18 protein-coding genes and 1 pseudogene are annotated in these 19996 nt (G+C 72.8%); 10 read left to right on the forward strand and 9 right to left on the reverse strand.

Annotation, left to right across the window (positions count from 1 at the left end; translation table 11 throughout):
• Positions 1-44: 44 nt before the first annotated feature.
• Positions 45-1718 (forward strand): cholesterol oxidase substrate-binding domain-containing protein, encoded by a 1674-nt coding sequence (locus IAG44_RS02605; RefSeq protein ID WP_246561390.1) that lies wholly within the window; start codon positions 45-47, stop codon positions 1716-1718.
• Between the two features lie 37 nt (positions 1719-1755).
• Here the strand turns inward: IAG44_RS02605 and IAG44_RS02610 are convergent, their stop codons facing one another.
• The 4 genes from IAG44_RS02610 to IAG44_RS02625 all read right to left on the reverse strand — a co-directional run bounded on the left by IAG44_RS02610 (position 1756) and on the right by IAG44_RS02625 (position 5912).
• Positions 1756-2316, reverse strand: coding sequence for a TetR/AcrR family transcriptional regulator (locus tag IAG44_RS02610; protein WP_187745511.1), 561 nt, complete (start codon positions 2314-2316; stop codon positions 1756-1758).
• Complete coding sequence (locus IAG44_RS02615) at positions 2313-3818, reverse strand: MFS transporter (RefSeq protein ID WP_187745512.1); 1506 nt, start codon at positions 3816-3818, stop codon at positions 2313-2315. The genes IAG44_RS02610 and IAG44_RS02615 overlap by 4 nt, the downstream gene beginning before the upstream one ends.
• A 90-nt stretch (positions 3819-3908) precedes the next feature.
• Positions 3909-5108, reverse strand: a complete 1200-nt coding sequence (locus IAG44_RS02620) for an FAD-dependent monooxygenase (RefSeq protein ID WP_187745513.1) — start codon at positions 5106-5108, stop codon at positions 3909-3911.
• Positions 5109-5195: 87 nt separating this feature from the next.
• Positions 5196-5912, reverse strand: coding sequence for a ribonuclease H family protein (locus IAG44_RS02625; protein ID WP_187752464.1), 717 nt, complete (start codon positions 5910-5912; stop codon positions 5196-5198).
• Between the two features lie 843 nt (positions 5913-6755).
• Between IAG44_RS02625 and IAG44_RS02630 the strand changes: the two genes are divergently transcribed.
• Genes IAG44_RS02630 through IAG44_RS02640 form a run of 3 tightly spaced genes read left to right on the forward strand, consistent with a single transcriptional unit; the run spans position 6756 to position 10119 of the window.
• Positions 6756-8159, forward strand: coding sequence for a family 2B encapsulin nanocompartment shell protein (locus tag IAG44_RS02630; RefSeq protein ID WP_187745514.1), 1404 nt, complete (start codon positions 6756-6758; stop codon positions 8157-8159).
• Positions 8156-9193 carry a family 2 encapsulin nanocompartment cargo protein terpene cyclase gene (locus IAG44_RS02635; RefSeq protein WP_187745515.1) on the forward strand — a complete coding sequence of 346 codons (1038 nt, stop codon included), beginning with the start codon at positions 8156-8158 and terminating at the stop codon, positions 9191-9193. The genes IAG44_RS02630 and IAG44_RS02635 overlap by 4 nt, the downstream gene beginning before the upstream one ends.
• A gap of 47 nt (positions 9194-9240) precedes the next feature.
• The gene (locus tag IAG44_RS02640; protein ID WP_187745516.1) at positions 9241-10119 is read left to right on the forward strand and encodes a geranyl diphosphate 2-C-methyltransferase; all 879 of its coding nucleotides are present in this window, start codon (positions 9241-9243) and stop codon (positions 10117-10119) included.
• Positions 10120-10208: 89 nt separating this feature from the next.
• On the opposite strand, the gene IAG44_RS02645 is transcribed toward IAG44_RS02640, so the two are convergent.
• Complete coding sequence (locus IAG44_RS02645) at positions 10209-10688, reverse strand: VOC family protein (RefSeq protein ID WP_187745517.1); 480 nt, start codon at positions 10686-10688, stop codon at positions 10209-10211.
• A gap of 142 nt (positions 10689-10830) precedes the next feature.
• Between IAG44_RS02645 and IAG44_RS02650 the strand changes: the two genes are divergently transcribed.
• The 3 genes from IAG44_RS02650 to IAG44_RS02660 all read left to right on the forward strand — a co-directional run bounded on the left by IAG44_RS02650 (position 10831) and on the right by IAG44_RS02660 (position 13326).
• Positions 10831-12006, forward strand: coding sequence for an epoxide hydrolase family protein (locus IAG44_RS02650; RefSeq protein WP_187745518.1), 1176 nt, complete (start codon positions 10831-10833; stop codon positions 12004-12006).
• Positions 12007-12106: 100 nt separating this feature from the next.
• A complete protein-coding gene (locus tag IAG44_RS02655; RefSeq protein ID WP_187745519.1) occupies positions 12107-12733 on the forward strand; it encodes an ATP-dependent Clp protease proteolytic subunit in 627 nt (208 codons plus the stop codon).
• Positions 12734-12735: 2 nt separating this feature from the next.
• Complete coding sequence (locus IAG44_RS02660; RefSeq protein WP_187745520.1) at positions 12736-13326, forward strand: ClpP family protease; 591 nt, start codon at positions 12736-12738, stop codon at positions 13324-13326.
• Between the two features lie 15 nt (positions 13327-13341).
• On the opposite strand, the gene IAG44_RS02665 is transcribed toward IAG44_RS02660, so the two are convergent.
• A complete protein-coding gene (locus IAG44_RS02665; RefSeq protein WP_187745521.1) occupies positions 13342-13698 on the reverse strand; it encodes a helix-turn-helix domain-containing protein in 357 nt (118 codons plus the stop codon).
• Positions 13699-13889: 191 nt separating this feature from the next.
• Here IAG44_RS02665 and IAG44_RS02670 point away from each other — a divergent pair, with 191 nt between their 5' ends.
• Together IAG44_RS02670 and IAG44_RS02675 are read left to right on the forward strand one after the other, a co-directional pair.
• Positions 13890-14669 (forward strand): class I SAM-dependent methyltransferase, encoded by a 780-nt coding sequence (locus tag IAG44_RS02670; RefSeq protein ID WP_187745522.1) that lies wholly within the window; start codon positions 13890-13892, stop codon positions 14667-14669.
• A 106-nt stretch (positions 14670-14775) separates the two neighbouring features.
• Positions 14776-15639: a SigB/SigF/SigG family RNA polymerase sigma factor gene (locus IAG44_RS02675; protein WP_187745523.1), complete on the forward strand. Its 864-nt coding sequence runs from the start codon at positions 14776-14778 to the stop codon at positions 15637-15639.
• Here the strand turns inward: IAG44_RS02675 and IAG44_RS02680 are convergent.
• Entirely contained in the window at positions 15636-16172 is a 537-nt protein-coding gene (locus IAG44_RS02680) for an ATP-binding protein (RefSeq protein ID WP_187745524.1), read from the reverse strand. The genes IAG44_RS02675 and IAG44_RS02680 overlap by 4 nt on opposite strands.
• A 35-nt stretch (positions 16173-16207) precedes the next feature.
• Positions 16208-17365 (reverse strand): DUF6777 domain-containing protein, encoded by a 1158-nt coding sequence (locus IAG44_RS02685; protein ID WP_187745525.1) that lies wholly within the window; start codon positions 17363-17365, stop codon positions 16208-16210.
• Between the two features lie 132 nt (positions 17366-17497).
• Here IAG44_RS02685 and IAG44_RS02690 point away from each other — a divergent pair, with 132 nt between their 5' ends.
• Positions 17498-18757, forward strand: a complete 1260-nt coding sequence (locus IAG44_RS02690; protein WP_187745526.1) for a streptophobe family protein — start codon at positions 17498-17500, stop codon at positions 18755-18757.
• A gap of 38 nt (positions 18758-18795) precedes the next feature.
• Here the strand turns inward: IAG44_RS02690 and IAG44_RS02695 are convergent.
• Positions 18796-19977 (reverse strand): annotated as a pseudogene (locus tag IAG44_RS02695) (ATP-binding cassette domain-containing protein); the annotation flags it as partial.
• Positions 19978-19996 lie beyond the last annotated feature (19 nt).

The following is a 19996-nucleotide window of genomic DNA, read 5'->3' on the forward strand; positions in this document are numbered from 1 at the left end:
GGCCAGACGGCCGAAAAGCGGACGTTCGTGCGTACCGTGATCTTGTGACCGATCGCCGTGTGAACCTCCCCAGCCGCCGTGGCTTCCTCGGCGGTGCCGCCGCCGCGCTGGTGCTGCTGGCCGCCGACCCCGCTGCCGCCGCCGAGGAGCTGCCCGGCTTCCCGCCGGGCGTGGAGGTGCGCCGCACCGCCTACCGCAACTGGGACGGCACGATCGTCACCGTCGGCCTGTGGGCCTGCGTCCCCGCGACCCCGGCGCAGGCGGTGGACGCCGTCAACTGGGCGCACGCGCACGGCTGGACGGTCCGTCCGCGCGGCGCCTCGCACGGCTGGGCCCCGCTGACCCTGGCCGAGGACACCCCGGCGGACGCGCGGATCCTGCTGCTGGACACCTCCCGCTTCACCGGCCTCGCCCTCGACTCCCCCACCGCCGTCCGCGCGGGCACCGGCGTCCCCATGGAGACGCTGCTCGGCTTCCTGGAGGACCACGGCCTCGGCGTGACCGCCGCTCCGGCGCCCGGCGACCTCACGCTCGGCGGGGTCCTCGCGATCGACGGGCACGGGACGGCCGTCCCGGCATCCGGCGAGAGCCGGCTCGCGGGGCAGACGTACGGGTCGCTGAGCAACCGGGTGCTGGAGCTGACGGCGGTCGTCTGGGACGGCGAGGCGTACGCGCTGCGGACGTTCCGGCGCGAAGAGGCCGACTGCGCGGCGCTGTTGACGCACCTCGGGCGCGCGCTGGTCGTCGAGGCCGTGCTCAGGGTGGGCGCGAACAGCGACCTGCGGTGTGTGAGCCGGACGGACATCCCGGCGAAGGAACTGTTCGGGGACAGCGGGCGGACATTCGCGAGCTTCGTGGAGTCCACCGGGCGGGTCGAGGCGATCTGGTTCGCGTTCACCGAGTTCCCGTGGCTCAAGACGTGGAGCGTCGAGCCGGTCAGGCCACTGCTGTCGCGGCGCGTGAACTCCCCGTACAACTACCCCTTCTCCGACACCCTCCCCACCCTCGTCGCCGACCTCGCCGGGCGGCTCGTCGCGGACGCGGCCTGGTACCTGGCGCCCGTGCTGGGCAACGCGCAGCTCGACGCGGCGGTGCTGGGGCTCACGGCGACGCTGTCCGCGGACCTCTGGGGGCCGTCGAAGAACACGCTGCTGTACGTCAGGCCGACGACCCTGCGCGTCCACGCGAACGGGTACGCGATCCTCACCTCACGCCCTCAGGTGCAGCGCGTCGTCTCGGAGTTCGCGGCGTTCTACCGCGGGCAGCTCGACGCGTACGCCGCCCGGGGCGAGTTCCCGATCAACGGTGCCGTCGAGATCCGCGTGACCGGTCTCGACGCCCCCGCCGACGCCGAACACCCCGGCGCCCGGCCGCCGTCGCTCTCCGCGCTGAGCCCGGTCCCGGACCACCCCGAGTGGGACGTCGCAGTCTGGCTCGACATCCTCACCCTGCCGGGGACTCCCCACTCCGACAAGTTCTACCGGGAGTTGGAGCAGTTCCTGCTGGCGTCGTTCGACGGGACGGACGCGCTCGCGCGGGTGGAGTGGTCGAAGGGGTGGGGGTACACGGACGCATCGGCATGGGCCGATCCCGAGGTGCTGGGGACGGTCGTACCCGAGTCGTACGGGGCGGCGTGGGCGGAGGCGGCGGGGGTGCTGGAGCGCCTGGATCCGCACGGGGTGTTCAGAGCGCCGCTGCACGACCGGCTGTTCGGCTAGGGCACGGGTGCGAGGGGAGCCGAGGGTGCGAGCGGAGCTAGGGCGTGAGAAGGGCCTGCACCATCGGCCCGTAGCGCCCGACGATCTCCTCCACCGGCGTGGCCCGCACCGCCTCGCCCCGGGCGATCCCGTTCATCACCCCGAGTCCGAGCAGCGTGGCGAGCGCGAGTTCCGCGCGCAGGGCCGCGTCCGGACCGGACAGCCGTGCGGTGAGACGGTCGACCACCTGGGCGCGGAAGTTGGCCCGCAGTTCGTCGCCGTGCTCGCCCTGGACCGGCGCGAAGACGATCCGCAGGACGGGATCGGCCCCCTCCTCGCGCTGCCCCCGCACCACCCGCCGGACCATGTGCCGCCCCAGCTCCTCCAGCGGCGCGTCCAGCAACGCCTCGGTGTCGGCCTCGAAGGACATCACGCGGGCGAACAGCGCGTCCTTGTTGCCGAAGTACTTCAGCACCAGCGGCGCGCTGACCCCGGCCCGCTCGGCGACCGCCTTCAACGTGATGTCGGCCCGCGCCTGGCGCGCGAGCAGATGCCGGGCGGCCTTGAGGATCGCCGCCTTGGTGGTCTCGGCGTCCCGCCGTGCGAAAGCCGTGCTCATGCGCCCTCCTTCAGCCCTTCCCGCCCGGCCCGGACCCTCCGCCCAGCCCGGCCCTCCCGCGCCGCCCGCATCCCCCGAGCCCCCTCCCCCGTCGCCCCGTCCCGGGGAATCGTCAACGCCACCGCACTCGCCGCGAGAGCCACCGCCCCCGCGACGCCGAACGCCACCAGGTACCCGTGCAGCGTGGGCACCGGCAGCCCGCCCACCGGCGTCGTGTGGCGCACCAGCACCGCCGCGACCGCCGCGCTGGACACCGCCTGCCCGATGGTCCGCATCAGCACGTTGACCCCGTTCGCGGAGGCGGTCTGCCCGGCGGGCACGGCCCCCAGGATCAGCGAGGGCAGCGCCGAGTACGCGAACGTCGTCCCCGTCGCCACCACCGCCGCCCCCACCATGATCATCACCAGCGAGTGGCTGTCGGCGATCCGGACGGCGTACCCCAGCGCGATGACCACCGCCCCCAGCGCCAGCGTGACCCGGGCCCCGCGCGCCGCCGAGATCCGGGCGGACACCGGCGAGAGCAGCAGCATGATGACGCCGCCCGGCAGCAGGCACAGCCCGGTCTCGACGAGGGACAGCCCGAGCCCGTACCCGGTCGCCTCCGGCGCCTGCACCAGCTGCGCGGTCACGAGGGAGTTGGCGTAGAACGCGAACCCGGTGAGCAGCGCGGCCACATGGGGCAGCCCGACCCGCGCGCTGGTCACCAGCCGCAGGTCCACCAGCGGCCGTTCGGTCCGCCCCTGCTGCCACCACCACAGCGCGAGCACCACCCCGGCGGCGGCGAACAGCCCCACGATCCGCCCGCTCCCCCACCCCCACTGCCCGCCCTGCGACACCGCGAGCAGCAGGCACACGAGCCCGGCGGCGAGCCCGAGCGCGCCGGTCACGTCGAACCGTCCGGGCTCGCGCAGCGACGACTCCGGCACCGCCCACCGGATCAGCCCGAGCCCGAGCGCCCCCAGTGCGCCGGTCACCCAGAACATCACGTGCCAGTTGAAGTACTGGACGACGACGGCCGCCGCCGGCAGCCCGAGCGCGGCGCCGATCCCGACGGTGGAACTCATCAGCGCGACCGCCGATCCCCGTTTCTCCGGCGGGAGTTCGTCGCGCAGGACGCTGATGGAGAGCGGGACGACGGCGGAGGCGGCACCCTGGAGCGCGCGGGCGGCGATGAGGATGCCGATGTCGGAGGTGAGCGCGCAGATCACCGAGCCGACGGAGAGCATCGCGAAGGACAGCAGCAGCACGCGCCGTTTGCCGTACATGTCGCCGGCGCGGCCGAGGACGGGGGTGAGGACGGCGCCGGAGAGGAGGGAGGCGGTGACCATCCAGGAGACGGCGGAGGCGGAGGAGTTCGTCAGCCGGGGCAGGTCGGGCAGGAGGGGCACGACGACCGTCTGCATGACGGCCATGAGGATGCCGCCGAAGGCGAGGGCCGGGACGGTGAGCCGGCCGCGGAGGCCGTCGGGCCTGGTGGCGGGTATCGGGACGGGCGACCCCATGGGCACTCCAGCGCGGGGAGAAGCGAAAAGAAAAAAGGTGAATAGCGATTCACCGTAACAGTGAATCGCCATTCACCACAGCGACCGCCCCTACTTCCGCGAGGTCAGCACCCGCGCGTGCACACTCCGCGCCACCCTCGGCCCCAGCCACCGCTTGAACCGCCGCAGCGCCTCCAGCGACCCGGCCGCCTGGTCGAGCCGGTAGTACAGCTGGGGCGGCACGTACGGCAGGAGCGGCGAGTGCCGCTGGCCGAGCAGCGCGAACATCTGCTCCGGCGGCAGGTCGATGTACCGCGACAGGTTCTCGTACCACTGGGCGCTGTAGCGCGCGGCGCTCTGCGTGGACAGCAGCGCCGCCTTGCGCTCGCCCTCGTACGCGGCGAGGGCGTGCGGGAGGTCGCCGGGGTGGGCGTCGAGGGCGTCGGCGAGGGCCATCGCGTCCTCCAGGGCGAGGGTGGTGCCGGCGCCGATGGAGTAGTGGGTGGTGTGGGCGGCGTCGCCGAGGAGGACGACGTTCCCGTGGTGCCAGGTGCGGTTGGTGAGGGTGCGGAAAGTGGGCCAGGGTCCGGGTTCGCGGCCGGTGAGGGGGTGGCCGTCGAGGATGTGCGCGAACAGCTTCTCCAGCGCCGGGAGGGCGTCGGGCCCGTCGAGGCCGAGGCCGGTGACGGTCTCGGGGGCGCATTCGATGACGCAGGTGCTGTGGCCGTCGTCGTAGGGGTAGCCGTAGCACCAGACCCAGCCGTGGCCGGTCTCGACGAACGCGAAGGTGAAGGTGGGGAAGACCTGGGTGGTGCCGAGCCAGACGTAGGCGTTGCGGCCGTCCTTCAGCTCGGCGCCGAACCGCTCGGCGTGCCGGGTGCGCAGGGCGCTGTGGACTCCGTCGGCGGCGACGACGAGGTCGGCCTCGGGGAGGTCGTCCGGGGTGATCGTGGACTCGAACTCCAGGTGGACGCCGAGTTCGCGGGCGCGGTCCGCGAGGATCGCCAGCATGCGGTGGCGGCCGATGCCGTGTCCTTCGTCGCCGGGCCGGCGGGCGGCGGTGTCGCGGATGTGGGCGACGCCCTCGGTCCAGCGGACCGAGGCGGCGTCGATCGCGCGGGCGGACTCGGGGTCGTGGTGGTGGAGCTTGTCGAGGAGTTCACGCCAGTAGGTGACTCCCCAGCCGTAGGTGGAGCCCTCCGGGTTGCGCTCGTGGACGGTGATGTCGGACGACGGGTTCCGTCGCTTGAGCAGGATCGAGAGATACAGGCCGGCGGGCCCGCCACCGACGCAGGCGACCTTCACGCACACCTCTGAAATTGACCGAACGTGGGCAAGAGACGACGCAGGGTAGCAGTCGGTGAGCGTCGCTCAGCGCACGTTCGGCTGGTGTCCCCGTCAGCCGGTAGCCTCCGCGCGGCACTCCGGGTGACCCCAGCCCTGGGCGTTCTTCGCGATGTCCTCGCCCGCCGCGTAGGAGCGCCCGCACAGGCAGCGGCCGGGGAACTTGGCCTTGATGGTGCGCGAGGAGGAACCGCCCGCCTTCCGGGCGGGCTTGCCCCCGCGCCGCGCGCCTCCGCCTCCACCTCCGGAGGAGGAGGACGGCGTCATGGACGACGGCGGCGGCTCCGGCGAGCCGAGCGCGCTGCTCGCCGGTTCCTGGACGACCGCGGCCTGGCTCGCGGCGCGGTCGGCGAAGTCGTTCAGCGGGTCGCCGTCGACCTGGTGGGCGGCGACGTAGCGGAACTCGACGGTGCGGCCGCCGAGGAGTTCGTCGATGCGGACGACGAGGTCCTGGTTGGCGACGGGCTTGCCGGAGGACGTCTTCCAGCCGTTGCGCTTCCAGCCGGGCAGCCAGGTCGTGACGGCCTTCATCGCGTACTGCGAGTCCATCCGCACCTCAAGGGGCACGGTCGGGTCGGTGGCGGCCAGCAGCCGTTCCAGCGCGGTGAGTTCGGCGACGTTGTTGGTCGCCTTCCCGAGCGGGCCGGCCTCCCAGCGGGCCGGCGTCCCGCCGTCGTCGGAGACCACCCACGCCCACGCCGCCGGTCCGGGGTTGCCCTTGGAAGCGCCGTCGCAGGCGGCCACAACTCGTTCACGCATGGACTCGATCATGCCACGTCGGTCAGGGCCGGCGGCTCCCCCTCCGTCGTCGTCACGTCGATCACCGAGGCCCGCTTCAGGGCGGCGTCGCAGTCGTCCACCGTGAAGGAGACGTTGACGTACGCGGGGCCTCGGGCGGGAACTCCTCGCCCATGCGCATACGGCCCAGCAGTAGGCACCGGGCACGGCGACGGCCTCGAAGCCCTCGTGGGTGCCGGCCTGCCAGATCCCGAAGACGGCGCCACCGGGGTCGCGCGCCAGGCACATGGTGCCGAAGTCACCGACCTCCATGGGCTCCATGAGGATGTCGCCGCCGCTCGCGCGGACCTTCGCGGCGCTCGCGGCGGCGTCGTCCGAGCCGAGGTACAGGCACCACTGCGAGGCACCCTCCTGCCCCGGCATGGGCGGGACGACGGCGGCGACCGCCTTCCCGTCGGCGTACGCCTGCGTGGAGCTGCCGAACTCCGACGACGCGCCGACGCTCCGCTGGGAAGGCCGTGCGCGCTGGGCAGTCGGTCACCCGCGGCACCGTCGTGGCTGGTCGCGCCCACGCGGCGGTAGCCGCATGTCACATACAGCCCCGCGCCCCTGGGGTGCGCCTCCTCGGCCGTCGGCTTTCCGCTGTCGACACGACCTCTAACACAGAAGCGGAGGTTCCACATATTCCCCTGGAGAGTGATGCGGGGGCGTCGCGGATCACGGTTCCTGCCTCAGTTGATCCGCCTGTGCGACCGGCATGCGATTCAGCCACCCCCGCACGCCGGTGCGCGTTCGTCGCATGACCGGGTTGGCTGCTCGTACGCATCCGGCCGGCGTCGGCCGGGGCCCGCTTCGTCCAGCTCGACGGGAGTGAATGTGTCCACACCGGACGGTGTCACCACCGCCCCGCTCACCAGTCTCGGCACCCGCGCCGCCCGGCAGCTCGCCACGACCACCAAGTCCGAGCCGCAGATGCGGGGCATCAGCTCGCGCTGGCTGATCCGCTCCCTGCCGTGGATCGATGTGCGGGGCGGCACCTACCGCGTCAACCGGCGCCTCCAGCTGTCGGTGGGCCGGGGCCGGGTGCGGTTCGAGCAGAACGGCGCGGACGACGTCCGGATCATTCCCGAGACGCTGACCGAACTCCCGGCGCTGCGCGGCTACGCGGACACCGAGGTGCTGCGGGAGCTGGCCGGGCGGTTCCGGGTGCGTGAGGTGCGGGCCGGCGAGGTGCTGTGCGAGGCCGGGCAGCCGGTGACCGAGACGTACGTGGTGGCGCACGGCCGGCTCACGCGGTTCACGGCGGGGGCGTACGGCGAGGAGGAGGTCGTCGGCGTCGTCTCGGGCGGCGACCAGCTCGGGGACGAGGCCGTCGGGCAGCGGGATCCGCTGTGGGGGACGTCGGTACGGGCGGACACGGCGGGCGTGGTGCTGGCGCTGCCCCGGGACGCCGTCCAGGAGCTGACCGCGCGGGTGCCGTCGCTCGCGGCGCACCTGGAGGGGTACGCGGCGAGAGCGCGGCTGCCCATGAACCGCCGGGGCGAGGCCGCGGTGCCCGTACAAGCGGGCCACGTGGGCGAGCCGACGATCGACGCGGGGTTCGTCGACTACGAACTGGCACCGCGCGAGTACGAGTTGTCGCTGACGCAGACCATCCTGAAGGTCCACACCCGGGTCGCCGACCTCTACAACGAGCCGATGGACCAGACCCACCAGCAACTGCGGCTCACCGTCGAGGAGATCCGTGAGCGCCAGGAGTGGGAGCTGGTCAACAACCGGGAGTTCGGACTCCTGCACAACACGGACTACGACCAGCGCATCCCCACGTTCACCGGCCCGCCGACGCCGGACGACATGGACGAGCTGCTGTCGATGCGGCGCAAGACCAAGCTGTTCCTGGCGCATCCGAAGGCGATCGCGGCGTTCTTCCGGCAGTGCAACCGGCGCGGTCTGATGCCGGCGTCGGCCGAGGTGAACGGGCATCACGTGCCCGCGTGGCGGGGCGTGCCGATCTTCCCGTGCGGCAAGATCCCGGTCGGCCCCGACCTGACGACCAGCATCATCGCGCTGCGCACCGGCGAGGAGGACCAGGGCGTCGTCGGCCTCTACCAGACGGGCATCCCCGAGGAGTACCAGCCGGGGCTGAACGTGCGGTTCATGGGGATCGACCAGAACGCGATCATCCGCTACCTCGTCACCGCGTACTACTCGATGGCCGTGCTGGTGCCGGACGCGGTGGGGATCCTGGAGAACGTACAGATCGGACGGACGCCGGAATGACCTCGTTCACGCTGCCCGGACCGCCCGCCCCCTTCCGGCCGCTGAACGCGCGCCGCACCGGGGCCGTACCGGGGCTGAAGTACCGCCAGGTGGAGCCCGCCGACCCGGTGAGGACAGCCGAGGTGGACCGCAGGCTGGAGGAGTGGGCGAACGAGCTGGAGCTGTTCCCGCCGGAGTGGCACGGCGACTTCGCGGGCTTCCAGTTCGGCCGGGCCGTCGTCCTCCAGCACCCGCGCGCGCTGGACGTCGAGCGGCTGGTGGCGGCCGGGAAGCTGCTGCTCGCGGAGAACATCGTCGACGACTGCTACTGCGAGGAGGCCGAGGGGCGGGGCGGCAGCGCGGCCGGGCTCGGCGGGCGGCTCGTGATCGCGCAGTCCGCGCTCGACCCGTTCCACGGCCCGGCGGACCTCACCGAGGAGTGGCATGCCGGGATGCAGGCCGACAGTCCGCTGCGCTCGTACTTCTGGGCCATGAAGGACTACGCGGCGCTCGCGACGCCGAGCCAGGCGGACCGGTTCGTGCACGACATGGCGCGGCTGCACCTCGGCTACCTCGGCGAGGCGGCGTGGGCGCAGACCGGGTACGTGCCGAAGGTCTGGGAGTACCTGGTGATGCGGCAGTTCAACAACTTCCGGCCCTGTCTGTCGATCGTCGACGCGGTGGACGGCTACGAGCTGCCCGAGCAGATCTACGCCCGCCCCGAGATCCAGCGGATCACCGCGCTCGCCTCCAACGCGACGACCCTCGTCAACGACCTGTACTCCTTCACCAAGGAGCTGGCCACCGATCCGGACCACCTGAACCTCCCGCAGGTCATCGCGAAGAACGACAAGCGCGGGCTGAAGGCCGCCTATCTGAAGGCGGTCGGGATCCACAACCAGATCATGGACGCCTTCGAGGAGGAGTCCGCCCGCCTCGCCGCCCTCTCCCCGCTCGCGGAGCGCTACGCGCGGAGCCTGGACGACTGGGTGGCGGGCAACCACGAGTGGCACGCCACCAACACCCACCGATACCACCTGCCCGACTACTGGTGAGACCCCCGGTCCACCACGCACCGACCCGTACGACAGAGGAGCAAGCGTTGACCACAGCCCACGACACCCGACCCGGCCTCGCCTCGGTGCCGACCCAGTCCGTGTACCAGAATCGCGTCGCGGACTACTGGAACGCCGAGGAGAACCCGGTCAACCTCGACCTGGGCCGGATCGACGACCTGTACCACCACCACTACGGCATCGGCGAGGCCGACTGGAGCGTCCTCGACGAGCCGGACGCCGTGCTGCGCCGTGAGCGTCTGACGGCCGAGCTGCACCGACTGGAGCACGCCCAGGCGGAGCTGCTGGCCTCCAAGCTGGGTCCGCTGACCGCCGAGGACCGGGTCTTCGACGCGGGCTGCGGGCGCGGCGGCGGCAGCGTGACCGCGCACCTGCGCTACGGCTGCGGCGCGGACGGTGTGACGCTCTCCACCAAGCAGGCCGACTTCGCCAACGAGCAGGCCCGCAAGCGCGGGATCGACGGCAAGGTCAGGTACCACCACCGCAACATGCTGGACACCGGTTTCGAGACCGGGGCGTACGCGGCGTCGTGGAACAACGAGTCGACGATGTACGTCGAGCTGGACCTGCTGTTCGCGGAGCACGCGCGGCTGCTGCGCCGGGGCGGGCGCTATGTCACGATCACCGGCTGCTACAACGACACGTACGGGCGGGCGTCGCGTGAGGTGTCGCTGATCAACGCGCACTACATCTGTGACATCCACCCGCGCTCGGAGTACTTCCGGGCGATGTCGCGCAACCGGCTCGTCCCGGTCCACGTCGAGGACCTGACGCAGGCTGCGCTGCCCTACTGGGAGCTGCGCAGCCAGGCCGACCACCTGGTGACCGGGATCGAGGAAACGTTCCTGACGGCCTACCGCAACGGCAGTTTCCAGTACCTGATGATCGTCGCGGACCGCGTCTGAGCCCTCCGCGCGCCGCAGAGCAGCGCCGTAGGGCACACGCTCCGGCCGGGTCTTTCCCGGCCGGAGCTTTTCGCGCGCCCGCGCCGGACTCACTCGCCCTCGGCCGCCCTCTCCAGGGCCGCGATGTCGAGCTTGCCCATGGCCAGCATCGCCTTGTTGACGCGGGCCGCCCTGTCCTGGTCGGGATCGAAGAAGAGCTCCATGAACCGGGTCGGGACGACCTGCCAGGACACCCCGTACTTGTCCTTGAGCCAGCCACAGGGGCCGGGCTCGCCGCCCTCGGTGAGCTTGGCCCAGTAGTAGTCGACCTCCTCCTGGTCCGCGCACATGATCTGGAAGGAGATCGCCTCGTTGAAGGTGAACTCGGGGCCGCCGTTGAGGGCGACGAACCGCTGGCCGTTCGCGGTGAACTCGACGGTCAGGACGCTGCCTGCGGGGCGCGGGCCGCCCTCGGGGTAGCGGGAGACCTTGCCGACGCTGGAGTCCTTGAAGATGGACGCGTAGTGGTGGGCCGCCTCCTCCGCCTGGTCGTCGAACCAGAGGCAGGTGATGAATCCGTCGGTGGTCATGGGCACTCCCCAAGGTCTCGGTCGACCTGAGGTCCTGGTCGACGCGTTCATGTGTGTCGACCGGAGCGGCGCCGAGAACTCATCGTTCCGCCGGGTAAAAACCCGCCGGGATGCCGGATCGCCGCGAACTAGCATCGTGATCATGACGATCCAGCCGTTCCGCATCGACATACCGCAGGCCGACCTCGACGACCTCCACGACCGGCTCGACCGCACCCGCTGGCCGGACCAGATGCCCGGTTCGGGCTGGTCGCACGGGGTGCCGGTGGACTATCTGCGGGAGCTGGCCCACCACTGGCGGCACCGGTACGACTGGCGCGCGGCCGAGGCCCGGCTGAACGAGTGGCCCCAGTTCACGACCACGATCGACGGCGCCCGGGTCCACTTCGCGCACATCCGCTCCCCCGAGCCCGGCGCGACCCCGCTGATCCTCACGCACGGCTGGCCGGGGTCGGTCGTGGAGTTCCTGGACGTCGTCGGGCCGCTCACCGACCCGGTCGCGCACGGCGGGGACGCGGCCGACGCCTTCCACGTCGTCGTGCCGAGCATCCCGGGGTTCGGGTTCTCGGGGCCGACCACCGAGGGCGGCTGGGAGGCGGGCCGGATCGCGGACGCGTGGGCCGAGCTGATGACCCGCCTCGGCTACGAGCGGTTCGGCGCGCAGGGCGGCGACTGGGGCGCCGGGATCTCCCGGGAGCTGGGCCGCGCGCACCCCGAGCGGGTCATCGGCGTCCACCTCAACCTGCTGCCCGGCGCGCAGGCGACGACCGAGCCGACCGAGGAGGAGCTGGCGGCGCTGAGCCCCGCCGAGCGGGAGCGGACGCTGCTGTCCTGGCGCGCCTGGTCGGCGTGGACGGCCGACGGCTCCGCGTACGCCGCGCTCAACGCGACCCGGCCGCAGACCGTCGGATACGGCCTCACGGACTCGCCCGTCGGTCAACTCGCCTGGATCATCGAGAAGTTCCGCGAGTGGTCCGACTGCGAGCAGCTTCCGGAGGAGGCGATCGACCGCGACCTGCTGCTGACCAACGTGATGGTCTACTGGCTGACCGCGACGGCGCACTCGGCGGCGCGCATCTACTTCGAGCGGGCGCACACGACGACCGGCCGCTTCGCCCGGCCCACCGAGCCGTCGACGGCGCCGACCGCCCTCGCCCTGTTCCCGGCGGAACTCCAGATCGCGCTGCGCCACCGGGCCGAGCGCACCGACCACATCGTCCGCTGGACGCCCTACGAGCGGGGCGGCCACTTCCCGGCGCTGGAGGAGCCGGAGCTGCTGGTCGCGGACGTCCGGGCGTTCTTCCGGCAGGTGCGCTGATCTGCTGACGGCAGATCCGCTCTGCCGCGGGCAGACAAACCCCGGGCGACCGCCGCCGCGGGCCGAGAGTGGAGTCATCGACGCCGACCAAGGAGACGCGATGACCCCACCCCTCACCCTCGCCGACGGCGACACGCGGCCGACGCGCTTCGACGACCACCTCGCGAGCCAGCTCCTCGCGCAGCGCATGGTGTTCCTCGGGACGCAGGTCGACGAGGTGTCCGCCCAGCGGATCTGCACCCAGCTCCTCGTGCTGGCCTCGGAGGACCCGCGCGCGGACATCGTGCTGTGCGTCAACAGCCCCGGCGGCGAGGTCCATTCGGGCCTCGCCATCCACGACACGATGCAGCTGATCCCCAACGACGTGGCCACTCTCGCCATGGGGTTCGCCGCGAGCATGGGCCAGTTCCTGCTGACCGTGGGCGCGCCCGGCAAGCGGTACGCGCTGCCGCACGCCCGCGTGATGATGCACCAGCCGTCCGCCGGGATCGGCGGGACGACCGCCGACATCGAGATCCAGGCGGCGAACCTGGAGCACACCAAGCGGACCATCGAACGCCTCACGGCCGAACGCACCGGCCGGCCCCAGGAGGAGGTCTCCAGGGACGGCGACCGCGACCGCTGGTTCACCGCCGAGGAGGCCCTGGAGTACGGCATGGTCGACCGGATCGTCAGCTCCCTCGCGGATCTGCGGCCGGTGACCCGGGAACGACGGATGGGACTGTGACCATGGGCAGCTACACGATCCCCTACGTCGTCGAGCGCACCCCGCAGGGCGAGCGGTCCTACGACATCTACAGCCGGCTGCTGTCGGAGCGGATCGTCTTCCTCAGCACGGAGATCGACGACGGCGTCGCCAACGTGGTGATCGCACAGCTCCTGCACCTGGAGTCGGCGTCGCCGGAGAACGAGATCGCGCTCTACATCAACTCCCCCGGCGGCTCGTTCACCTCGCTGATGGCGATCTACGACACGATGTCGTACATCCGGGCGCCGATCTCGACGTTCTGCGTCGGCCAGGCCGCCTCCACGGCGGCGGTCCTCCTCTCGGGCGGCGATCCGGGGCGCCGGTTCGTCCTGGAACACGCGCGGGTGCTGCTGGGCCAGCCCGCGAGCGGCGGACAGCGCGGCATGGTCTCGGACCTCGCCCTCCAGGCGAAGGAAATGGTCCGCATCCGCTCCCAGGTCGAGGAGGTACTGGCCCGCCACACCGGCCGCGACACCGCGACCCTGCGCGCCGACATGGACCGCGACAAGGTGTTCACGGCCCGGGAGGCGGTGGCGTACGGACTCGCGGACGACGTGCTCAGCCGCCGCTGAGGCAGGCTCTGAGGCTCAGGCGGCCAGGCACAGTCCGTTGTCGCGGTAGGAGGAGGTCGTCGCGCGGCGCCGGGCGGGGGTCCGGCGGCTGGTGACGCGGATCAGCTCGTCCTGGGTGCGGGAGAGGAGGTCGCCGAGGCTCAGGCCGAGGGCGTGGGCGGCGGCGGCCAGGACCTCGGAGGAGGCTTCCTTGCGGCCCCGCTCGACCTCGGAGAGGTAGGGCATGGAGATCCGGGCCGCCTCGGCGACGTCCTTCAACGTGCGTTCCTGCGCCTGGCGTTCGCGCCGCAGGACATCTCCGACCAGGTCCCGCCACAGGGGCTCGCGGGGCGGGGCCAGGGGGATGACTCGGGCCTCGTCGTGGTTGCTCACCGCCCCAGCCTAGAAGGGGGGTTGGGGACGTGGCCCGGCGTTCCGCCGTGGGCGGAAAAGGCGGGGCGGAAAAGAGGAGGCGCGGGCGGGAGTCGGGACGGGAGACTGCGGCCTCCTCGTCCCGGGAAGTTCCCGAGAACTCCCGGACGTCCCGGGACCTTCCCGCAAGCCTCCCGAAAGGCGGATCCCCCATGCTGCGCGAGACCTTCGACGCCGTCGCCGAACGCTACGACCGGGTGCGCCCCCGCTACCCCGCCGCCCTGGTCGACGCGATCGTCACGGCGGCCGGCCTCGGCGAGGGCAGCCGTGTCCTCGAAATCGCCCCGGGCACCGGCCAGTTGACGGTGCCGCTGGCGGCGACGGGGTGCCGGCTGACCGCCGTGGAGCTGGGCGCGTCCCTCGCCGCCGTCGCCCGGCGCAACCTCGCGGACCGGCCCCGCGCCGAAGTTGTCGTCGCCGACTTCGACACGTGGGAGGTGCCCGCGGGGGCGTTCGACCTGGTGGCGTGCGCGACCGCGTTCCACTGGCTGGACCCGGCGACGCGGGTGGCGCGGACGGCGGCGGCGCTGCGTCCTGGCGGGCTGCTCGCGGTGGTGGTGACCGAGCATGTCGCGGGCGGCACCACTCAGTTCTTCCACGACTCACAGGCGCACTACGAACACTGGGACCCCTCGACCCCGCCGGGCCCGCTCCTCAAGGACGCCTCCGAAGTGGCCGCGGACACCGGGGAGTTCGGGCGCGACCCGCGCTACGAGGCGGTGTCCGTACGCCGGTTCGTCCAGGACGTCACGTACACCGCCGACGGCTATCTGGAGGTCCTGCTCACCTACTCGGGCCACCTCGCGCTCGACGAGCCGTCACGCGCCGGGCTGCTGGCGGCGCTGCGGGAGCTGATCGACACCCGGTACGGGGGCACGGTCACCAAACGGTATCTCCACGAACTCGTCACCGCCCGGCGCACGTTGGAGTGAACCGGGGTGCATGCGCCGCGTGCCTGTGGGTAGGCGCCCGGAGAGTGGGCCTCGTGGCGTTCGCCCGCCCCGGGGCCGGCACACCATGAAGCGCGAGGGAGAGGGCATGCGCACCGCCGTGATCGGCTCGCAGACAACGCCGGCCGTCGAGAGGACGGCCGGGTCCGCCGGGCTGCCCGGGGTCAGCGACCCCCGCAGCGTGGCCCCGCGTGACGCGCGCGAACTGTCCCGGCAGTTCTTCCGGCGGCTGGGTGAGCTGGAGGAGGGCACGCACGCGTACCAGTACGCCCGCAACACGCTGATAGAGATGAACATGTCGCTGGTCCGGTTCGCGGCAGGCCGGTTCCGGGGCCGCGGCGACGACATGGAGGACATCGTCCAGACCGGGATGATCGGGCTGATCAAGGCGATCGACCGGTTCGAGCCCGACCGCGAGGTGGAGTTCACGTCGTTCGCGCTGCCGTACATCGTCGGCGAGATCAAGCGGTTCTTCCGGGACACCACCTGGGCGGTCCACGTGCCGCGCCGGCTCCAGGAGCTGCGGGTCGAGCTGGCGAAGGCCCGCGACGAACTCGCCGGGCGCCTGGATAGGGAGCCGACGGTCGCGGAGCTGGCGACGCTGATGAACATCGCCGACCACGAGGTCGTCGAGGCGCAGATCGCCGCCAACGGGTACACGTCCTCGTCGCTGGACGCGGCCCTCACCGGCGACGGCTCCGAGCACGGCGAGGCGGTCCTGGCCGACTTCATCGGCGTCGAGGAGCACGCGATGCGGCTCGTCGAGGACTTCCACACGCTGGCCCCCCTGATGGCCGGGCTCAGCGAACGCGACCGGCGCATCCTGCACCTCAGGTTCGTCGAGGAGGCCACCCAGGCGGAGATCGGCACCCAGCTGGGCTGCTCGCAGATGCACGTCTCGCGGCTGATCAAACGCATCATCGCGCACCTGCGGGAGGGCATGCTCGCCTAGCCGCTCAGCCGGTCGCCCAGTCGGCTGCTCACCCCGAACGGCACGACGGCCCGGACGCGTTTGCCCACGGGGACGCGTTCGGCGCTGACCTCGGCCGCGAGGGCGTGGACGATCTCCAGGCCGTGACAGCCGACGCGCTCGGGGTCGCGCGGGAAGCGCAGCGGGAGGGCGTCGCTGCTGTCGTACACGCAGACCGTCACCGAGGCGTCGGTGCCCTCCAGCTCCAGGATGTACGGGCCGTTGCTGTGCCGGTCGGCGTTCGTGACCAGCTCGCTCACCACGAGCATCACCTCGTTCACGATCCGGTCGTCGATGACCGCGCACCACTCGGTTCTCAGCTGGTCGACGAAGCGCCCCGCGAACGTGCGGGCCTCTCCGATGCAACCGGGGTCACCCGTGTAGTGCGCGGCCCGCCGTAGCGGTTCCACCGGTACGTCGAAACCAGTCGGTATCACTGCCCCGTCCAGATACTCGGTCGTGCTTCTCTCTCGTGCGTCGCTCTCGGAGGCCGGACTGGCCGGACGCTGCTGCATTGTGCTCGTACCCCGTGCCGGGCCGAGCAGTCCCCTCATACACCAGGGGAAGACGGGGGTTCCTCGGGAGCGGGGGACGGAGCGGCGGACACGGGGTCCGACGGGCTGAGGGTACCGGTGAGCGGCGAGGGCTCCGGCGAATCCGCCGCCGTACTGGGCGAGTCGGCCGGGGAGGGGGACGGGAACGGGCTCGGCGCCGGCTCGGAAGGCGAGGGGGACGGGGAGGTGCTGTCACCGGAGCTGGAGCTCGGACTGGTGCTCGGGCTCGGCGGGGGCGAGGGCGTCGGCGTCGCGCTGCTGCTCGGCGAGGCAGAGGGAGAGGGGGAGGGAGAGGGAGTGGGCGTGGGCGTGGGCGTCGGGCTCGGGCTCGGGCTCGGCGGCGGTGTCGTGGGCCGGTCCCCGTGGCCCGAGTCGCCCCGGGGCCGGGCGATCCAGCCGTGGTCGTCGTGGTCGTACAGGACGAACACGTTGACGACGGTGATCGACGGCGCGACCACGACCACGTTCGCGGGCCGGTACCCGGGCCAGGCGTCGCCGGTCGCGCGGGGCGCGCCGGACTGGGCGAGGGGCCGGCCGAGGGGGTTGCCGCAGGCGCAGCGCACGCGCGGGACGCCGTAGCCGTCGACGAGGACGGCCGTACCGGCCTGGAGGACGGACTGGTAGCTGGTCGCGGCGCCGTCGCGGAACCCGTGGTTGGTGACCCTGGTGTCGGCCCGGAGCTGGACGGGGGTGAGGGAGCGCAGGTAGGAGGGCACCTGGGAGGGCTGGACGCCGGCGACGGAGGCGAACGCGGCGTTCTTCGCGGGGGCCGCCGCGAGGACGCGGATCTGTTTCCCGACGTCGCAGGCGGCGACGTCCCTGCTGCCGCCGTAGAGGCCGGCCGAGCCGCCGTCGACGCTGCGCAGGGCGCCGTCGGGGGCCTGCGAGGGAGTGGTGGCGGGCGGGGCGGTGCCGTGGACGGCCGTCGACTCGGTGAACGGGTCGGGGCCCGGTCGCGCGGCGGCCTGGAGGAAGACCTCGCCGCCGCTCGCGCCGGTGTCCTTGCCGGAGTCGCCGGAGCGGGTGAGGAGCAGGGCGACGGCGGTGACGGCGACGGCGGTGGTCGTGGCGAGGGCGATCCGGGGCGCGGATCTCCACCAGGGCCGGCGCGGTTCGCCCGGGGGCGGTCCCGAGGACGGCGGTTCGACGCTCACGCACCCTCCTGAAGTGGGGTCGTTTTGTCAGCAAACCTCCCCATTGTGTGCTCCATTCGGGTGTCCCCCGCAAGCCGACACCGACGGCGCACCCGGCAGGCGCTCCCCGACGGGCCTGCCTAGCGTGACGGCATGATCGATTCCGTACCCGCCCGGCACGGCTGGCCGCAGGCCCTGGCCGCCGTGCTGGCCGGGGTGCTCACGATGGGGCTCGTGGCGGGGCTGGGGCTGCTGCTGGCGGGGGCCGGGGAGCTGCCTGACGGCGCGTTCCCGAGCGTGGTCGCGGCGACGGTGGTGACGGCGGTCGGCGGGACGGTGGAGCTGTCCGGCACGGCGGGGGCCCTGGCGGGCGGCGGGGCCGGGATGAGCGTGGTCCCGCTGTCGGTGACGCTGGCCGGGGCGCTGGTGACCGGCGCGGGGTTCCTGCGTCCGCTGCGCCGCCGCGCGGTGGCCGGGGCGGTGGAGCCGGCGGGGTGGGCGGCGCGGCTCGCGGCCGTCTGGCTGCTGGCCCTGCTGGGGCTGGCGCTCGCCGCGCGGCACACGTTCCGGATCTCCCTGGGCCAGGGGACGCTGGGCGACCTCGCGGACCTGTTCGGCGTCGACCCGGAGGTTGGGTTCACCACCGACGTGCCGCTCACCCTGGCCGTCGGCCTGGTGTGGCTGGCGGGCGTCCTGCTGCTCGCGCTGCTGGTGTCGCCCGGCGCGCCGCTGCCGGGGCGGCTGCTGCGGGCGCGGGAGACGGTGCGGCCGGTGTCGCACGCGCTCCTCGTGCTGCTCCTGGCGTGGGTCGCCCTCGGGGCGCTCGCCGCGCTGGGGGTGACGGTGGGCCGGGGGCACCGCGCGGAGACGGTCGCCGTGGTGCTGCTGGGCCTGCCGAACCTGATGTGGCTGACGCTGACGCTCGGCCTCGGGGCGAGTTGGGAGGGGCGCGTGCAGGGGCCGTTCGGGCTGCCGATGCCGCAGGTGCTCGACGAGGTGATGCGGACGCCGGACCTGTCCACCCTCGACCTGCGGGCGCTGGCCGCGCGCGACGGGCGGGTGTGGTGGCTGCTCGCGGTGGAGGCGGTGCTGCTGCTCGCGGCGGCCCGCGTGATGGTCCGGCGCTCACCGGCGGGGACCCCCGCCTGGCGGCACGGGCTGCACCTGGCGGTCGGCCTGACGCTCGCCGTCCTCGCGGTGTTCCTCCTGTGCCGCGCCGAGGCCCGTTACGGTCTGTCCCTCCTCGGCATCGGGGACCTCGCCGGCGGTCTCGGCGGCTCACTGGACCTGCGGCCCCGGTGGTGGCCGGGGCTGGGGCTCGCGGCACTGTGGGGGTTCGTGGCCGGGTTCGTCGCGGGGGCGCTGCCCAGAAGACGACGGCGCCCCAGCCCGGGGGCCGGGACACGCTCCTGACCTCCCTGACCTCCCCGCCCTCCCTGGCCTCCCGGTCCTGAGAGGGCGGCGGTGTAGCGGCGGACCAGGGTGGAGAGCTGGGCCCGCCGGCCGCGCGGGCGGGGCGTGGGCGGGACGGCGACCGGGTCGCGCCGGGGCAGCCGGGGCTGGGCGGTGGCGTCGCGGACGTACCGGCGGTGCTGCGGCGACAGCAGGTACTCGCCCGCCCAGTCCCGGTCGCGTTCGAGGGCTTCGAAGACCTCCGGCCACTGCTCGGCGCCGAAGCAGCCGAGCGCGTCGGCCGGCGGCCCGTAGTAGGCGGTGCGCCCGCCGGGGGCGAGTCCGGAGGTCGGCTCGTCGAGGAAGAGCAGGGACGGTTTCGTCAGGAGTTCCAGGGCGACGGACACCCTCTTGCGCTGCCCTCCCGAAAGACTGTGCACGGCCTGGTCGGCGCGCTGGTCGAGGCCGAGTTCGCCGATGACCTCCTCGACGCGGGCGCGGCGTTCGGCCCGCGCGGTGTCCTCGGGGAAGCGGAGTTCGGCGGCGTGGGTGAGGGCGGCGCGGACGGTGAGCTGGACGTGGAGGATGTCGTCCTGCGGGACGAGGCCGATGCGCCGGCGCAGTTCGGCGTGGTCGCGGTAGAGGTCGCGGCCGTCGTAGCCGACGGTGCCGTGGTCGGCGGGGCGCTGTCCGGTGAGCGCGCCGAGCAGCGTCGACTCGCCGACGCCGCTCGGCCCGACGACCGCGAGCAGCCACTTCTCCCCGACCGGGAAGGAGACGTGGTCGAGCAGGACGCGCCGGCCCTGGTCGACGGTGACGGTGAGGTCCTGGACGTCGAGGGAGACCTCGCCGGTGTCGACCTACTCCTGGAGCCGGCCGTCCGCGAGGAGGAAGGCGGAGTGGCCGAGGTCGGCGATCTCGAAGGTGCCGTCGGGCAGGGCGCGGGGGCCGTCGTCGGGGCTGCCGAAGCCGATGACGCTGCCGGGGCCGACGTCCGCCGCGTCGGCGCGGTGGCCCTCGATGCAGGTGCCGTTGGTGCTGTGCTCGTCCTCGACCCTCCAGTGGTCGCCGTCGGGGCGCAGGACCGCGTGGCGCCAGGAGACGCGGGAGTCGTCGAGGACGATATCGCTGAGGGGGTCGCGGCCGACGCGGTAGGCGTGGGCCGGGGTCAGCACGGTCGCGCCCGTCTCGGTCTCCAGCACGAGGTCGGGTGCGGTCGGGACGACCGACGGCTCCGCCATGCCCGAATTCTGACGATCA

The sequence above is a fragment of the Streptomyces roseirectus genome, assembly GCF_014489635.1.
Taxonomy (GTDB): domain Bacteria; phylum Actinomycetota; class Actinomycetes; order Streptomycetales; family Streptomycetaceae; genus Streptomyces; species Streptomyces roseirectus.

What these genes read in the sequence shown, in the direction of transcription:
- IAG44_RS02610 (WP_187745511.1), bottom strand. Translation starts at nt 2,316, where the DNA reads ATGAGCACGGCTTTCGCACGGCGGGACGCCGAGACCACCAAGGCGGCG.
- IAG44_RS02615 (WP_187745512.1), bottom strand. Translation starts at nt 3,818, where the DNA reads ATGGGGTCGCCCGTCCCGATACCCGCCACCAGGCCCGACGGCCTCCGC.
- IAG44_RS02625 (WP_187752464.1), bottom strand. Translation starts at nt 5,912, where the DNA reads ATGATCGAGTCCATGCGTGAACGAGTTGTGGCCGCCTGCGACGGCGCT.
- IAG44_RS02635 (WP_187745515.1), top strand. Translation starts at nt 8,156, where the DNA reads ATGACCTCGTTCACGCTGCCCGGACCGCCCGCCCCCTTCCGGCCGCTG.
- IAG44_RS02645 (WP_187745517.1), bottom strand. Translation starts at nt 10,688, where the DNA reads ATGACCACCGACGGATTCATCACCTGCCTCTGGTTCGACGACCAGGCG.
- IAG44_RS02650 (WP_187745518.1), top strand. Translation starts at nt 10,831, where the DNA reads ATGACGATCCAGCCGTTCCGCATCGACATACCGCAGGCCGACCTCGAC.
- IAG44_RS02655 (WP_187745519.1), top strand. Translation starts at nt 12,107, where the DNA reads ATGACCCCACCCCTCACCCTCGCCGACGGCGACACGCGGCCGACGCGC.
- IAG44_RS02660 (WP_187745520.1), top strand. Translation starts at nt 12,736, where the DNA reads ATGGGCAGCTACACGATCCCCTACGTCGTCGAGCGCACCCCGCAGGGC.
- IAG44_RS02670 (WP_187745522.1), top strand. Translation starts at nt 13,890, where the DNA reads ATGCTGCGCGAGACCTTCGACGCCGTCGCCGAACGCTACGACCGGGTG.
- IAG44_RS02675 (WP_187745523.1), top strand. Translation starts at nt 14,776, where the DNA reads ATGCGCACCGCCGTGATCGGCTCGCAGACAACGCCGGCCGTCGAGAGG.
- IAG44_RS02680 (WP_187745524.1), bottom strand. Translation starts at nt 16,172, where the DNA reads ATGCAGCAGCGTCCGGCCAGTCCGGCCTCCGAGAGCGACGCACGAGAG.
- IAG44_RS02690 (WP_187745526.1), top strand. Translation starts at nt 17,498, where the DNA reads ATGATCGATTCCGTACCCGCCCGGCACGGCTGGCCGCAGGCCCTGGCC.